The organism is Pseudonocardia sp. OZ21, assembly GCF_059359135.1.
Window position 1 is genome coordinate 147,767 of sequence record NZ_JCADBN010000005.1, and the last position, 15,357, is coordinate 163,123.

Consider the following 15,357-nt stretch of genomic DNA (forward strand, 5'->3'; position numbering starts at 1 on the left):
ACTCGCGCGGAGATTCACCGGTCCGGTCGTTCTGGTGACTCTGTGCAGTCGAAATTCCCGACCCCGTCATCCCTGGGAGCCACCTGGTCACCGGACTGGCAGAACACCGGGGACGCCGGGGCAATCGTTGAGAAGGGTACGAGTGATCAATGGTCGCTCTGCGTCGAATCCAATGCCGCGGGTACGCGGCCTCCCCCTCCAAGGAACCCGCATGAGCACGGAGAACACCGTTGCCGACCGCCTCCTCCAGGACGCCCGCAGGAGGACAGCCAAGAGTGAGAGCCCGAAGCTCGGAAAGGCGGCCCTGATCGTGGGCGTGGTCGCCGTGATCGTCAGTCCGGTGCCACTCCTCGCCTGGATCATCGGCGCCACGGCACTGGGCCTCGGTAGTGCCGCCTCTCGCCGCCCCGTGTCGGCGAAGCGGGCCAAGATCGCGATGCTTCTCGGTACGGCCGCCATTCTTCTCGGCGTCTTCTTCTTCACCCTGGTCATCTCCCGGGGCTGAGTAGTTCCTCGTAGTTCCTCCGGTTCTGGGCCGAACGGGCCGGCGCTGCGGCGCCTGCCCGTTCGGCCCGGACTCGGTTCAGCCCTTGTCGAGCGCCGCCTCGACCCGCTCCACCTTGGCCGTCAACTGGCCGGAGTGACCCGGCCGGATGTCGGCCTTCAGCACCAGGCTCACCCGGGGGGCGTGAGCCTGGACCGCCTCGACGGCCCGCTTCACCACCTCCATGCCTTCGTCCCACGTCTCGGATTCGATCGTGGTGAACATCGAGGTGGTCTCGTTGGGCAGTCCGGACTCGCGGACGACGCGGACGGCCGCCGCGACCGCCTCGCTCACGCTGTCGGTGCCGGAGTTGCCTCCGGCCGGGGCGATACTGAATGCGAAGAGCATGGTCGCCAGCCTGCCGCAGCAAAGGCGACGACCGCGACCCCGACCGCGCACCTCACTGCTAGCGTCGCCGGTCATGGCCAGCCACGACCCGCTTCCGTTCGACCCGATCCTGCGGGCGGCGGCGATCTGGGACGAGCGGATCGGACCTGCGCGCACGATGGCCGCGGTGACCAGCGTGATGCGGGTGCAGCAGATCCTCCTCTCCGCGGTGGACGGGGCACTGCGCCCGCACGGTCTGACCTTCGCCCGCTACGAGGCTCTGGTGCTGCTCAGCTTCTCCCGTACCGGCCGGTTGCCGATGCGGGTGATGGGGGAACGCCTCCAACTGCACCCCACGAGCGTGACCAACATCGTGGATCGACTGCAGGCCGACGGACTCGTGCGGCGCATCCCACATCCGACCGACCGGCGCGCGACGCTGGTGGAGATCACCGACGCCGGCACCGCCATCCTGGAGGACGCCACGAAGTCGGTGACAGCGATCGAGTTCGGCCTCAGCGGCCTCGCTCCGGAGCAGGAGACCGAACTGACCGACCTGCTGGCCAAGGTGCGCAGGGCAGCGGGCGACTTCGACTGAGGCGGGCCGCCACCGCGGAGCCCCTCACGGCGACGGCGGCCCCACGGCGCCTCCGGCGCCCCGACCGGCCCCCGGCCGCCGCCGGTGGCGCCGACGACCGCCGGGCCACGACCGCATGGTGCGACTGCGCGTGGACCGGGTGGCCGTGCGGCGGCCTGCCCGGCGCCGCCCTCCCGCGTAGTAGCCGCTGACCGCTCCCCCGGCCGACCCCGCGAGCACGCAGACCGAGTACGTCGTCAGATCCATCGTCCATCCCTCCTCAGCGCTGTTGTCGCCTGTTGCGGCAACAGCGTTGACAGTAGGTGGCGACCCCGACAGTCTGAGCGACGACGGGGAGATCGACAGCGAGGAGCTGACGTGCGAGGCCGGATCCTCCTGGGGGCCAGTGTGGTCGCGGCCCTCGTCGTCACCGTGTGCACCACGGTGGTGCTGCTGCTGGTCGAGCCCACCGCGTCCAAGGCCGAGGCGATCAAGACCGGCGGCCTGAGCGGTGGCGCCGTCGTCGCCCTGTACGCGCTCTGGCTCAACGACCGCAGGCGACGCACCGAGGAGGCGCGCCACGAGCTCGAGAACGAGAAGGTGGCGGACGAGCGCTTCGCGCGGTCGGTCGAGCTCCTGGGCAACGAGGCCGACCAGGTGCGTGTCGGCGCACTGCACGCGCTGGCGTGGCTCGCCGAGTCCACTCCCCGCTACAAGCAGACGGTGCTCGACGTGCTGTGCGCGTACCTGCGCAGGCCCTTCTCGCATCCCAGCTACGCGCTGCGGGCTGACGACCCCGACCGGGCACCCGCCACCGGGGACGCCCCGGACGCCGACCTGGAACGACAGGTACGGCTCACCGCCCAACGGCTGATCACCGACCTGCTGCCGTGGGGCACGAACCACGACCCACGCGCCTACCATCTCGATCTCACGGGCGCGAGCCTCGAGTACTTCCGGCTGGAGGGCAGGAGGATCGGGCGGCTCACGGCGCGGCGCACGCGGTTCTACGGCATCACCCGGCTCGGCGGCGTCGAGGCGAGCAAACCCGCGCTGTTCTCCGGCGCCTCCTTCCTGGGCAAGGTGGACATGCACGACTCCCGGTTCGGCGGAGGAGTGTCCTTCCGGGACACCACCTTCGGCGGCGAGACGGTCCTCCACGGCGCCACCGCGGCCGCCTTCGTCGACGTCGACGCCACGCCACCGGAACGGCACTCCGGTGTCCTCACCGTCGCCGACGGCACCAGGGTGGCCGGCGACCGGTCGAGCTGGCCGCTCGACCCCACACCGGCATGACCAGCGGCGTGGGGTCCACGAGCCTGCGGGCCGCCAGGGCGGCGCGCGGCTGGTCCCAGGCCGACGCGGCCAGGCAGCTGGCGGCGCTCGGCCGCACCACGGGCACCCCCGTCGCGGCCGCGGCGAGCCTGAAGACACTCCTCTCCCGCTGGGAGAACGGCCACGCCCTGCCCGAGCCGCACTACCGGTCGCTCCTCGCCGAGCTGTACGGCCGCTCCCCGTCCGACCTGGGAATCGCGGGGCCGCCCACGGCCGACGCCACGTCCACGGCTCCCGCCCGGCTCCGGGCGGCGGTCGCCGCGGCCGCGGCCGTCGGCGACACCGGCCTCGAGCTGTGGTGGGAGCAGCTCGCGGTCGCCGGGCGGCTCGACGACGAGCTGGGTGCCGCTGGTGCGGGTGAGCTGGTGCGCGCGCTGGTGGAGCAGCTCGACGAGACGCTCGTCCACACCCTGGTGGGCGCCCGGCGGGCGGAGGTGGCGGCCGTGCTGGCGGGTGCCGCGGCGCTGGCCGGGGCCCAGGAGCTCGACAGCGGCCGCCCCGACGACGCCTGGCGCCGCTACGACCGCGCCCGCACCGCGGCGCGGGAGGCCGGCCTGCCGGAGGCCGTCGCCGTGGCCGGGCAGGCCGCCGTGCTGGTCGAGGTCGGTGAGCCAGGAGCCGCCGTCGGGCTGCTCGACCGGGCAGTGCCTGACACCTCCGAACCCGCCCAGGTGCGCCTGGAGGCCGCCCGCGCCGTCGCCCGCGCCGCAGCGGGTGACGACGCCGCCGCCCGCCGGGCCATCGCGGCGGCCGAGCGGCGGCTGCGGCGCACACCGGTCGACGTCATCGCTCCCCGCGGCGTCCCGGTCGTCGAGCTGGCCGACCTGCACCGCTGGCACGGCCGCACCCTGGTCGAGCTCGGCGACGCCACGGCGGTCGGGCCGCTGGAACGGGCACTCGCCGCCGCTCGGTCGGTCCGCCATCGGGCCGCCGTCCACGCCGACCTCGCGCTCGCGCTCGGGCCCGTCCGGCCGCTCGACGCGGCCGACCACGCGCGCCGGGCCAGGGAGATCGCGCGCCGCATCGGATCGGAGCAGACCACTGCCCGCCTGGCCACGCGCGTCAGGTCGGGGTGACCTCGGTCGTCAGTTCGTCGGCTGCGCGGTAGGGGTCCAGCTCGCCGGCGAGCACCCGCTGCGCCAGCTCGCGGAGCCCGCGCGCCCCCCGGAGGTCGCCGATCCGCGCGCGCACCTGCTCGAGGGTGATGGCCTCGATCTCCGCCTCGGCGCGCCGGAGCCGCCGCCGCTCCCGCTCGCCCACCGCGTCGAGCCAGTCGCGGTGGGCGTCGAGCGCAGCCACCAGGTCGTCGACGCCGTCCCCGCGCGCGGCGACGGTGCGCACCACCGGCCGCGTCCAGCCACGGTCGGCCGGGGGTTCCCCGAGCGAGAGCATGTGCTGGAGGTCGCGGATCGCCTGGTCGGCGCCGTCGCGGTCGGCCTTGTTCACCACGAACACGTCGGCCACCTCGAGGATCCCCGCCTTGGCCGCCTGGATGCCGTCACCCGTGCCGGGGGCGAGCAGGACCACCGTGGTGTCGGCGAGCGACACCACCTCCGCCTCGGACTGCCCCACCCCGACGGTCTCGATCAGCACCACGTCGCAGCCCGCCGCGTCGAGTACCCGGAGGGCCTGCGGGGTGGACCACGCCAGGCCGCCCAGGTGCCCCCGGGCGGCCATCGAGCGGATGAACACCCCGTCGTCGGTGGCGTGCTCCCCCATCCGCACCCGGTCGCCGAGCAGCGCGCCGCCGGAGAAGGGTGAGGACGGGTCGACGGCCAGCACCCCGACCCGCCTGCCCTGGGCGCGCAGTGCGCGTACCAGCACCGATGTCGAGGTCGACTTGCCGACACCCGGTGGCCCGGTCAACCCCACGACGTGGGCTCGCCCGGTGTACGGGGACAGCGCGGCGGCCACCGCACGCAGCCTGCCGACGTCACCGCCGTCCTCCACCAGGGAGATCAGCCGCGCGACGGCGAGTTGCTCACCACGCCGGGCCCGGCCGACCAGGTCGGCCACCGCCACCCGGCGCGCCATGGCAGTGGAGGTCGGCTCGCGGGGTCAGCTCGCCGCCGGCACGCGGATGACCAGGGCGTCGCCCTGCCCGCCGCCGCCGCAGAGCGCCGCCACGCCGACACCGCCGCCGCGGCGCCCGAGCTCCAGCGCCAGGTGCAGCGCGAGGCGGGCGCCGGACATCCCGATCGGGTGGCCCAATGCGATCGCGCCCCCGTTGACGTTGACCTTCTCGGGGTCGACGCCCAGCTTCTTCGTGGACACCACGCCCACCGCCGCGAACGCCTCGTTGATCTCGATGAGGTCGAGGTCGGAGACGTCGATGCCCTCCTTGGCGCACGCGGCCCTGATGGCCTGGGCAGGCTGCTCGTGCAGGCTCGCGTCGGGGCCTGCGACCACGCCGTGCGCCCCGATCTCCGCGATCCAGGTCAGCCCGAGCTCCTCGGCCTTCGCCCGGCTCATGACCACCACCGCGGCGGCGCCGTCGGAGATCGGCGAGGACGAGCCTGCGGTGATCGTGCCGTCGGAGGAGAAGGCGGGGCGCAGCTTCCCGAGGCCCTCGGCCGTGGTGGTGCCGCGGATGCCCTCGTCGGTGTCGACGACGATGGGATCGCCCTTACGCTGGGGCACGGTGACGGGAGTGATCTCCTCGGCGAACGTCCCGTCCACCGAGGCCTTGGCCGCGAGCTGGTGCGAACGGGCGGCGAACTCGTCCTGCTCCTCGCGCGTGACGTCGTAGCGGGAGTTGTACTTCTCCGTGGACGCGCCCATCGCCACCTGGTCGAAGGCGCAGAAGAGCCCGTCGTGGGCCATGTGGTCGATCATCGTGACGTCGCCGTACTTGAACCCGGCACGGGACTTGGGCAGCAGGTGGGGAGCCTGCGTCATCGACTCCTGGCCGCCCGCCACCACGATGTCGAACTCACCCGCCCGGATGAGCTGGTCGGCCAGCGCTATGGCGTCGAGCCCCGACAGGCACACCTTGTTGATCGTGAGCGCGGGAACGTCCATCGGGATGCCCGCACCGACGGCCGCCTGCCGGGCCGGGATCTGGCCGGCACCCGCTGTGAGCACCTGGCCCATGATCACGTACTGGACCTGTTCCGGGGCGACACCCGCCCGCTCCAGCGCCGCCTTGATGGCGAACGACCCGAGCTGGGCACCACTGAAGTCCTTCAGCCCGCCCAAGAGCTTTCCCATCGGGGTGCGGGCACCTGCCACGATCACGGATCCGGACACGATCGACCTCCAGCGGCTGCGACGGCGCGGGCAACAGACGATACCCGGACCCACACCGATGATTCCGGTTCGCGACACCGCAGGAGTGGTGACGCCCCGCACAACCGCACGTCAAGGCCGCGCCGCGTTACATTCCCGCCATGGGAGAGCACACCGTCCTCGCGGTCGACCACGTCGGGATCGCCGTTGCCGACCTGGACGAGGCCATCGCCTGGTACGCCGACACGTTCGGACTGGTCGCGACGCACGAGGAGACGAACGAGGAGCAGGGGGTGCGCGAGGCGATGCTGTCCGCGCCCGGCGACGCCGGGGCCGCGGTGCAACTGCTCGCCCCGCTGCGCGACGACTCCGCGATCGGCAAGTTCCTCGACCGCAGCGGCCCGGGGATCCAGCAGATGGCCTACCGCGTGGCGGACATCGAGGCCACCTGCGCGGCGCTGCGGGACAAGGGCATGCGCCTGTTGTACGACGAGCCCCGCCGGGGCACCGCGGGCTCCCGCATCAACTTCGTCCACCCGAAGGACGCGGGAGGCGTGCTCGTCGAGCTCGTGGAGCAGGCGGCGGCCGACAGCCACTGACGGAGTGGCGCTGGTCACTCCTGCCGAACGGGACCGCCGGGTACCATACCGCGCAGTAACCTTTGGGATACCACGCACTCGCGACCAACGGAGGCCAGCCGTGCAGGAGATCCTCGACGCGATACTCGCCGACCAGGACGCCGCCATCGGCGGGCTCGACGTCCCGGAGCACTACCGCGGCATCACCGTGCACGCCGACGAGACGGAGATGTTCGCGGGCATCCCGGCACGCGAGAAGGACCCCCGCAAGAGCCTCCACCTCGACGACGTGCCGACCCCACAACCGGGACCCGGCGAGGCGCTGGTGGCCGTGATGGCCAGCGCCATCAACTACAACACGGTCTGGACCTCGATCTTCGAGCCGATGCCGACCTTCGGCTTCCTGCGCCGCTACGGCAGGCTCTCGCCGCTCACCAAGCGGCACGACCTGCCCTATCACGTGGTCGGCTCCGACCTGGCCGGTGTCGTGCTGCGCGTGGGCCCCGGCGTCAACCTCTGGAAGCCCGGCGACCGGGTGGTGGCCCACTGCCTGTCGGTGGAGCTGGAGAGCTCCGACGGGCACAACGACACGATGATGGACCCCCAGCAACGTATCTGGGGGTTCGAGACGAACTTCGGCGGCCTGGCCGAGCTGTCACTGGTCAAGTCCAACCAGCTCCTGCGCAAGCCCCGGCACCTGACGTGGGAGGAGGCGGCGAGCCCCGGGCTCGTCAACTCCACGGCCTACCGACAGCTCGTCTCCCGCAACGGCGCCGGCATGAAGCAGGGCGACACGGTGCTCGTGTGGGGGGCGTCCGGCGGGCTCGGCTCGTACGCCACGCAGTTCGCGCTGAACGGCGGCGGCACCCCGGTCTGTGTCGTCTCCTCGCCGGAGAAGGGCGAGATCTGCCGCGCGATGGGCGCCGAGCTGATCATCGACCGCAGTGCGGAGGGTTACCGGTTCTGGAAGGACGAGCACAACCAGGACCCGACGGAGTGGAAGCGGCTCGGGGCCAGGATCCGTGAGCTGACCGGTGGCGACGACCCGGACATCGTCTTCGAGCACCCGGGCCGGGAGACGTTCGGCGCCAGCGTCTACGTCGCCCGCCGGGGCGGCACGATCGTCACCTGCGCGTCCACGACCGGCTACGAGCACACCTTCGACAACCGGTACCTCTGGATGAACCTCAAGCGGATCATCGGCTCGCACTTCGCCAACTACCGGGAGTCGTTCGAGGCGAACCGGCTGGTCGAGAAGGGCCTCATCCACCCGACGCTGTCCAAGGTGTACCCGCTCGCGGAGACCGGCCAGGCCGCGATGGACGTCCACACCAACAGCCACCAGGGCAAGGTCGGGGTGCTGGCGCTCGCCCCCTCCGAAGGACTCGGCGTGACCGACCCGGAGAAGCGAGCGAAGCACCTCCACGCGATCAACCGCTTCCGCGGCGTCTGATTGCAACGTCCGTCGCACGAGCGGGTGAGGGCATTCACCATCGTGGTTGCACCTGGGGACGCTCCCAGGTGTGCCCGGTACGGTGACCTCCATGCCCGCAGACCCCGTTCCGCCCTCGACCGACACCGGCTTCGAGGTCGTGCGAAGGGGTTATGACCAGGGTCAGGTCGACACTCACCTGCGCACTCTGGACGCGCACGTCAGCATCCTCGTCACCGACCGGAACGCAGCGCTCGAGCAGGCGGGCCAGCTCGCCAGGGAGCTCGACGAGGCGCGGGTCCGGGCGGAGAAACTGCGCGCGCAGGTCCGCACGCTGGTGAGCCCGGGGCACAACGTGCAGGGCATGAGCGAGCGGATGCGCACGATGCTGCGGCTGGCCCAGGACGAGGTCGCCGAGATGCTCGGCCGGGCCGAGACCGAGGTCAGCAGGCGCATCTCGGAGGCCGAGGCGCAGAAGACACAGATCATCGCCGCGGCGCAGGCCGAGGCGGAGACGATCGAGGCGCAGCGAACGCAGGCCCTCGCCGAGGCGCAGGCCGAGGCGGAAGCGATCACGGCGCAGCGGTCGGAGATCATCGGCGCCGCCCAGGCCGAGGCGGAGGAGATCACGGCGGAGCGGACGCAGATCCTCTCCGACGCCCGGACCGAGGCGGAGGCGATCGTCGCCGCGGCGAAGGCCGAGGCCGAGGTGCTCACCCAGGATCTCGCGCAGGCCCGCACCGAGTTCGAGCTCGAGCGCAGGATGACCCAGGAGCAGCTCGCCGCGGAGCGACGCGATGCGCAGCAGACGCTCGCCGACGAGGTCGCGAGGGCAGAGCAGGACAGGGCCCGCGCCTGGACCGAGTCGGAGGCACGGCGCGCCGTGGCCGAAGAGGACTTCGTGATCGCCCTGGACCAGCGCCGCACCGAGGCCCTGGCCGCGATCGCCGCGGAACGGAAGGAAGCCCACCGCCAGGCGGAGGAGCTGCGCGCAGCGGCCGCAGAGCGCTACCGCGAGGAAGAGGCGAAGGCGAAGGCGATCGGCCGCGCTGTCGTCGGCGACGCGGAGAACCGGCTCGGCGAGCTCATCGAGCTGCGCAAGCGGATCAGTGAGCAGTTGGGCGACGCGCGCGTGGTCCTCGACCGCGCGCTCGTCACCCTGACCGCCCCGCGGGAACAGCCTGCCGTGGATCCGGGCAGGTCCGACAACGGTGTGGTGCCTGCGCCTCGGGATCCCGCGGCCGCTGCCGCTACCGCCGAGAACGGCTCGGACCCGGGCCCTGCCGGCGACGCCGGCAGCGACGCCGGCAGCGACACCAACAGGGACACCAACAGGGACACCGGCAGCGACACCAACAGCGACGACGCCAACGGTGCGCGCTCTGGTCGCCGCACCCGGGCGGCTGCCGGCCGCCGCTGAGCGTGTCAGCGGCCCAGCCGCTGACCTCCCGGCCGGTTCGTCGGGCAGTCCGCGCACCTGGGCTGGTCTGCCGAGTTCCGAAGATCCTGTTCGTCGAGCCACACCTGGTGGCGGGCGGCGGCGATTCTCCTCCACGCCCCGTGCCGCGCCACGGTGTCCATTCGCCCGATGATCAGGGCAATTCCTACCAGTGCGGCGATTCCAACGACCGCCATCATGGTCAACATGGTACGTGCCCCCTTCGTCGAGGGGCGACCCCGCTGCCCGCCCCGGGTCCGGGTCGGGAGCCGCAGATCCAGGTTGCGCTTCGGAATCCTCCAGTTGCAAGGCAATACTGGGAATCCCACACCGTTCCACCTGTACGCCGCACCCGTACGTCACCCTCCGATGGGATTCCAAAACGCAAGTACCTGATCGGCGCTGTCATCATTGGACCGCCAGAGTGGACACTCCGCATCCGGACATGATCGGAGGCGGGAAATGGCGCCGGACGAGGGTCCCCTGCTGCCCCGCCGACGACTCGGTGCGGAGCTTCGCCGTATCCGGGGCCACCGCACTCTCGACGAGGTCGCCGACGCCACCCTCATTTCCACGTCCAAGCTCAGCAGGCTGGAGAACGGGCAGGGAGCCCCTCAGCTCCGCGACATCCGCGACCTCATCGTGTTCTACGGCGTCGACACCGCCACCGCCGACCGGCTGCGGCAGTGGACGGGGGCAGGCCGGAGGCAGGCCTGGTGGAAGCAGTACTCCGACGTCGTGTCGCCGCCGCTCAACGCCTATCTCGACTTCGAGTCGGGAGCGTCGACGATCAGGGCGTTCGCTCTCTCGCTGATTCCCGGCCTGCTTCAGACGCCGGAGCACGCCGGCCACCTTCTCGGGAAACTGCCGCCGCCGAGAACTGTCGAGCAGATCCAGCGGCTGATCGAGATCCGCGGGCGGCGACAGGAACTGCTGCTGGCCTCACGGAACCGCACCCGGCTCATCACCGTGATCGACGAAGGCGCGCTGCACCGTGAGGTCGGATCCCCCGAGGAGATGCGCGCGCAGCTCGATCAGCTACATCGCCTTTCCCTGCACCGCAACATCACCATCCGAATCCTGCCCTTCGACGCCGGGGTGCACGCGGGCCTGTTCGGCATGTTCACCGTCTTCCAGTTCGCCGACGACATCGACCGCGACATCGTCGCGATCGAGACCCATTCCGGGCAGCGTTACCTGAAGGAACAAGCGAGCGTCCAGGAGTATCTGCGGATGTTCGACGGGTTGTGCCACCTGGCGCACGGCCCCGACGAGTCGCGGGACCTGCTCGAGAAGATCATGTCCGCTCTCCCCTCCCCGAAGGGGCCTCGCTGATCTCGAGCGACGGCCGGCGTCAGCGCCATCGCCGCCGGCCCGGGCCGCGCCGGTCCCGGGCCTGCCAGCAGGGGGCGTGCCAGTGCCTGCGCTCCTCCACCGACCCGAACTCGGCGGCGGGCCACGCCACGACGTGCGGGGCGCCTGCCGGGATCAGATGGTCGCAGCCGGGGCAGCGGTAGGTCTTCGCCGACGACGAACCCGGGACGCTGCGCACCATCCACTCGCCGTCGGCTGCGCTCTCGATCCTCGTGAGGGACGCCGACCGCAGCGGGACGTGTTCGGTGCGCCCCGGCGTCGGACGTCGCGGACGGTTGGATCTGGGCACGGCGACGCAACAGCCTCAGCGCGCCGCGTAGTCCCGGAAGCCGTGCCCGGTCTTGCGGCCCAGCCTTCCCGCGGTGACCAGGTGCTCCAGCAGCGGGGCCGGGGCGAGACCGGAGAGCCGGAACTCCTGGTAGAGCGAACGCTGGATGGCCAGCGAGACGTCCAGCCCCACCACGTCGAGCAGCTCGAACGGCCCCATCGGCAGCGCACAGCCGGTCTTCATGGCGGCGTCGATGTCGTCGGCGGTGGCGTAGTGGGCCTGGAGCATCTTCACCGCGTCGTTGAGGTAGGGAAACAGCAGCGCGTTGACGATGAACCCGGCCTGGTCACCGCACGACACCGGCACCTTCCCCAGCCGCTCGCACAGAGCGCGCGCCGAGGTCGCCACCTCGGGGGCGGTGGTGATCGTCGAGACCACCTCGACGAGCTTCATCTGCGGCGCGGGGTTGAAGAAGTGCAGCCCGACGACGTCCTGCGGGCGGGACGTGGCGGCGGCGCACTCCACCACCGGAAGCGACGACGTGGTGGTGGCGAGGATCGCGCCCGGCTTGCACACCTCGTCGAGCGCCCCGAACACCGCCCGCTTGACGTCGAGTTCCTCGGCGATCGCCTCCACCACCAGGTCGACGTCGGCGAGGCCCTCCAGGTGCGTGGTGCCGGTGATCCGGGCCAGCGCGGCGTCGCGGTCGGCCTCGGTGGCCCGGCCGCGCACCACCGCCTTGTCCAGCGACTTGCGGACCGTGGCCACACAGTTGTCGATCTTCGACTTCGAGCGCCCCCGCACGATCACGTCGAACCCGGCCCTGGCGAAGACCTCGACGATCCCCGTGGCCATGGTGCCGGTGCCGACCACGCCGACACGCTGCACGTCGCGGCCGGCCACGTCGGGCGCAGCGGCACCGGACGGGGTGAGGGCGTCGGGCACGACCTCGGAGCTGTGCGGCTTGGCGTAGGAGTAGAAGCCACGGCCGGTCTTGCGACCGAGCAGGCCGGCGGTGCTCATCTGCCGGAGCACCGGGGCGGGCGCGTGCATCAGGTTGCGCGACTCCCGGTACATCGTGTCGAGGATCTCGTAGCTCGTGTCGATCCCGATCAGGTCGAGCAGGGCCAGCGGGCCCATCGGGTAGCCGCAGCCGTACCGCATGGCGGCGTCGAGGTCCTCGCGGCTCGCGTAGTGCGCCTCGTACATCTGCGCGGCGTGGTTGAGGTACCCGAACAGCAGCGCGTTGGCGATGAACCCGGCACGGTCACCGATGACGACCGGCACCTTGTCGAGCGTGGCGGCGAACGCCCTGGCGTCGTCCACGACGTCCTGCTCCGTGACGACGGTGCGCACCAGCTCCACGAGCTTCTGCACGGGTGCCGGGTTGAAGAAGTGCATCCCGATGACCTTGCCGGGGCGCCCGGTACGCACCGCCAGCTCGGTGATCGAGAGCGACGAGGTGTTGGACGCGAGGATCGCGTCGGGGCGACACACCGCGTCCAGCTCCGCGAACAGCGTGGCCTTGAGGTCGAGGTGCTCCGGCACCGCCTCGACCACGAGGTCGACGTCGGACAGGTCGGCCAGTGACGTGGTGGTGGCGATCCGGGCGAGCAGCTCGTCGGCGTCCTGCTGCGTCAGCTTGCCGCGGCCGACAGCGCGCGCGGTGGACGTCTCCAGGTGCGTGCGGCCCCGCTGGACCGCCTCGTCGTCCACCTCCGCGGCGACCACGTGGAGCCCGCTGCGAGCGAACACCTCGACGATGCCCGCACCCATCGTGCCCAGACCGACCACGCCGACCGTCCGGAACTCCCGTGCCACCGTCCACCTCCCGTTCACCGAGGACAATCCCCGGGATCCTCGCATTACAGGGGCGCGCACGGGCGGCCGTGTGACTGCCCCGACCCGGGCGCACCGGTTGCCGCCTACCGGCCGTGTCGCAGCCGCACGATCCCGAGCAGTGCCTTCATCCCGCGCGAGGTGCGCCGGAAGCTGGTGACGCGGATGGGCAGCGCGAACCGCTGGCGCGCCACGGCCTGGGGGCGCGTGAACTCGCGCAGCCCGTCGGCACCGTGGATGCGTCCGAAACCGGAGTCGCCGACACCCCCGAAGGGCAGGCTGGGGATGCCCGCGAACGAGATCACCCCGTTGATCGACACCATCCCGCAGCGCAGCCGCGCCGCGATCTCCTCGCCGTGGCTCTTCGAGAACACCGTGGCGCCGAGGCCGTACCCGGTGGCGTTGGCCCGGCGCACGGCCTCGTCGACGTCGGGCACCCGGTTGACGACGAGCAGCGGCCCGAACGTCTCCTCGGTGATCGCGGAGCTGTCCTCGGGCACGTCGACGATCACCACCGGCTCCACGAACGGCCGCTGGACGGACTCCGCCCCACCCACCACCGCACGTCCGCCGCGGGCGAGCGCGTCATCCACGTGGCGGCGCACCACGTCCACCTGGGACGGCATCGTCATCGGCCCGAAGTCCCCGGTCGACCCGGAACGCAGGCCGCGCGCCGCGGCCACCACCTTCTCGGTGAACGCGTCGGCGACCGCGTCGAGCACGTACGCGCGCTCCACACCCACGCAGGTCTGGCCGGCGTTGGACATGGCGCCCCAGACCGCGGCGTCGGCAGCCGCCCCCAGGTCGGCGTCGGCGTCGACGATCAGCGCGTCCTTGCCGCCGCACTCGATGACCACCGGGGTGAGCGTCTCGGCGCAGGTGGCCATCACGCGCTTGCCCGTGGCGGTGGAGCCCGTGAACGCGATCTTGCCGACCCCCGGGGCCCGGCAGAGCGCGGCACCCGTCTCGCCGAAGCCCGTGACCACCTGCAGCAGGGGCTGACCGTCCACGATCTCGGCGAGGGTGTCGGCCAGCGCCACGCCCACGCCGGGCGTCAGCTCGCTGGGCTTGAAGACCACCGCGTTCCCGGCCGCCAGCGCGTAGGCGATGGAACCCATCGGGGTGAACACGGGGTAGTTCCACGGGCCGATCGCGCCGACCACCCCGATCGGCACGTACGTGATGCTGGCGGCCTGGTTGCTCATCAACAGCCCGGCCGACACCGTGCGGCGGCGCAGCACCTTCTCGGCGTGCTTCGCCGCCCAGTCCAGGTGGTCGATCGCCAGCACGAGTTCGAGGCGCGCGTCGTCGAGCGGCTTCCCCGTCTCGTCGGACACGACCTGGGCCAGGTCGTCGATGCGGCGCACCAGCGCCTTGCGCCACTCACCCAGCCTGCGACGGCGCTCGGCGAAGCCCAGCTCGGCCCACCACTGCGCGGCGCCGGCGGCCCGCGCCACGGCGGCCTCGACGGCGGCGGCGTCGTGCACCGGGTGCGTGCCGACCACGTCGCCCGTCCGCGGGTCGAGCGACTCGAACGTGGCCGAGGCCCCGCTGACGCCGGGAGCGGGCGTGTCGGTGGCGGTCATTACTCAAGAGTAGGGGCAGCAGCACCAAGCCTGCAGGACCCTCACGCCCCCGGGGTCCGGGGCCCAGCAAGTTGCAGCAAAGCCACTTTGCGGCAACGAGATTGCATGAAAGTGGCTTTGCTGCAACGGGCGGGCGGGCGGGGGCGGGGCGGCTCAGAAGAGGCGCAGGTCCTTGCTCTCGGTTCCGCGCAGCGCGTCGTAGTCGACGGCGACGCACCGGATGCCGCGGTCCTCGGCCAGCGTGCGGGCCTGCGGCTTGATCTGCTGTGCGGCGAACACCCCGGCCACCGGCGCGAGCAGCGGGTCCCGGTTCATGAGCTCCAGGTACCGGGTGAGCTGCTCGACGCCGTCGATCTCGCCGCGGCGTTTGATCTCCACCGCGACGCTGCGCCCGTCGGCGTCCCGGCAGAGCAGGTCGACCGGGCCGATCGCGGTCATGTACTCCCGCCGCACGAGCGTGTAGCCCTCGCCCAGCACGCCGGGGTGGGCGGCCAGCAGCTCCTGCAGGTGCGCCTCCACACCGTCCTTCACCAGGCCCGGATCGACGCCCAGCTCGTGCTTCGAGTCGTGCAGCACCTCGTCGATGGTGATCACGAGCGACTCGTCGGCCTTGTTGCGCACCGTCCACACGCCGGGCTGCTCCTCCAGCCAGCACGGAGGGCTCATCCAGTTGAGCGGCTTGTAGGCGCGGTCGTCGGCGTGGATGCTCACCGATCCGTCGGCCTTGACCAGGAGCAGGCGCGGGGCCATCGGAAGATGTGCGGTGAGCCTGCCGACGTAGTCCACCTGGCAGCGGGCGATGACGAGACGCACCAGGGCGACCCTAGTGCC

Annotated in this window: 16 protein-coding genes; 8 read left to right on the plus strand and 8 right to left on the minus strand. The window is 71.8% G+C overall.

All coding sequences use genetic code 11. The features are described 5' to 3' along the window. Window positions 1-211: 211 nt before the first annotated feature. Entirely contained in the window at window positions 212-505 is a 294-nt protein-coding gene (locus tag AC5L35_RS13670) for a hypothetical protein (protein WP_495059985.1), read from the plus strand. Window positions 506-583: 78 nt separating this feature from the next. Here AC5L35_RS13670 and AC5L35_RS13675 read toward each other — a convergent pair whose 3' ends face one another. Further along, window positions 584-892, minus strand: a complete 309-nt coding sequence (locus AC5L35_RS13675) for a thiamine-binding protein (RefSeq protein ID WP_495059986.1) — start codon at window positions 890-892, stop codon at window positions 584-586. 73 nt (window positions 893-965) lie between these two features. Here AC5L35_RS13675 and AC5L35_RS13680 point away from each other — a divergent pair, with 73 nt between their 5' ends. Next, window positions 966-1,469 carry a MarR family winged helix-turn-helix transcriptional regulator gene (locus tag AC5L35_RS13680; protein ID WP_495059987.1) on the plus strand — a complete coding sequence of 168 codons (504 nt, stop codon included), beginning with the start codon at window positions 966-968 and terminating at the stop codon, window positions 1,467-1,469. Window positions 1,470-1,493: 24 nt separating this feature from the next. Here AC5L35_RS13680 and AC5L35_RS13685 read toward each other — a convergent pair whose 3' ends face one another. Further along, window positions 1,494-1,715 (minus strand): hypothetical protein, encoded by a 222-nt coding sequence (locus tag AC5L35_RS13685; RefSeq protein WP_495059988.1) that lies wholly within the window; start codon window positions 1,713-1,715, stop codon window positions 1,494-1,496. Window positions 1,716-1,826: 111 nt separating this feature from the next. Between AC5L35_RS13685 and AC5L35_RS13690 the strand changes: the two genes are divergently transcribed. Together AC5L35_RS13690 and AC5L35_RS13695 are read left to right on the plus strand one after the other, a co-directional pair. After that, window positions 1,827-2,744 carry a pentapeptide repeat-containing protein gene (locus tag AC5L35_RS13690; protein ID WP_495059989.1) on the plus strand — a complete coding sequence of 306 codons (918 nt, stop codon included), beginning with the start codon at window positions 1,827-1,829 and terminating at the stop codon, window positions 2,742-2,744. Then, the gene (locus AC5L35_RS13695; RefSeq protein WP_495059990.1) at window positions 2,741-3,859 is read left to right on the plus strand and encodes a helix-turn-helix transcriptional regulator; all 1,119 of its coding nucleotides are present in this window, start codon (window positions 2,741-2,743) and stop codon (window positions 3,857-3,859) included. The genes AC5L35_RS13690 and AC5L35_RS13695 overlap by 4 nt, the downstream gene beginning before the upstream one ends. Here the strand turns inward: AC5L35_RS13695 and meaB are convergent. Further along, window positions 3,846-4,817 (minus strand): methylmalonyl Co-A mutase-associated GTPase MeaB, encoded by a 972-nt coding sequence (gene meaB / locus AC5L35_RS13700; RefSeq protein WP_495059991.1) that lies wholly within the window; start codon window positions 4,815-4,817, stop codon window positions 3,846-3,848. The two genes, AC5L35_RS13695 and meaB, sit on opposite strands and share 14 nt — an antisense overlap. Window positions 4,818-4,841: 24 nt before the next feature. Next, a complete protein-coding gene (locus tag AC5L35_RS13705) occupies window positions 4,842-6,032 on the minus strand; it encodes an acetyl-CoA C-acetyltransferase (RefSeq protein WP_495059992.1) in 1,191 nt (396 codons plus the stop codon). Between the two features lie 140 nt (window positions 6,033-6,172). On the opposite strand from AC5L35_RS13705, the gene mce reads away from it, so the two are divergent. From mce to AC5L35_RS13725, 4 genes are all read left to right on the plus strand, one after another. Then, window positions 6,173-6,610, plus strand: a complete 438-nt coding sequence (gene mce / locus AC5L35_RS13710; RefSeq protein WP_495059993.1) for a methylmalonyl-CoA epimerase — start codon at window positions 6,173-6,175, stop codon at window positions 6,608-6,610. 100 nt (window positions 6,611-6,710) lie between these two features. Then, a complete protein-coding gene (ccrA, locus tag AC5L35_RS13715; RefSeq protein WP_495059994.1) occupies window positions 6,711-8,042 on the plus strand; it encodes a crotonyl-CoA carboxylase/reductase in 1,332 nt (443 codons plus the stop codon). Between the two features lie 91 nt (window positions 8,043-8,133). Further along, the gene (locus tag AC5L35_RS13720; RefSeq protein ID WP_495059995.1) at window positions 8,134-9,441 is read left to right on the plus strand and encodes a hypothetical protein; all 1,308 of its coding nucleotides are present in this window, start codon (window positions 8,134-8,136) and stop codon (window positions 9,439-9,441) included. Window positions 9,442-9,921: 480 nt separating this feature from the next. Next, entirely contained in the window at window positions 9,922-10,794 is an 873-nt protein-coding gene (locus AC5L35_RS13725; RefSeq protein ID WP_495059996.1) for a helix-turn-helix domain-containing protein, read from the plus strand. A gap of 19 nt (window positions 10,795-10,813) precedes the next feature. Here AC5L35_RS13725 and AC5L35_RS13730 read toward each other — a convergent pair whose 3' ends face one another. The 4 genes from AC5L35_RS13730 to nucS form a co-directional block, all read right to left on the minus strand. Continuing rightward, a complete protein-coding gene (locus AC5L35_RS13730; protein WP_495059997.1) occupies window positions 10,814-11,122 on the minus strand; it encodes an Rv1322 family protein in 309 nt (102 codons plus the stop codon). Window positions 11,123-11,137: 15 nt separating this feature from the next. Then, a complete protein-coding gene (locus AC5L35_RS13735) occupies window positions 11,138-12,922 on the minus strand; it encodes a 3-hydroxyacyl-CoA dehydrogenase family protein (RefSeq protein ID WP_495059998.1) in 1,785 nt (594 codons plus the stop codon). Window positions 12,923-13,026: 104 nt separating this feature from the next. Further along, window positions 13,027-14,526 carry an aldehyde dehydrogenase family protein gene (locus AC5L35_RS13740; protein WP_495059999.1) on the minus strand — a complete coding sequence of 500 codons (1,500 nt, stop codon included), beginning with the start codon at window positions 14,524-14,526 and terminating at the stop codon, window positions 13,027-13,029. 153 nt (window positions 14,527-14,679) lie between these two features. Next, the gene (nucS, locus tag AC5L35_RS13745) at window positions 14,680-15,339 is read right to left on the minus strand and encodes an endonuclease NucS (protein ID WP_433275494.1); all 660 of its coding nucleotides are present in this window, start codon (window positions 15,337-15,339) and stop codon (window positions 14,680-14,682) included. Window positions 15,340-15,357: the final 18 nt, after the last annotated feature.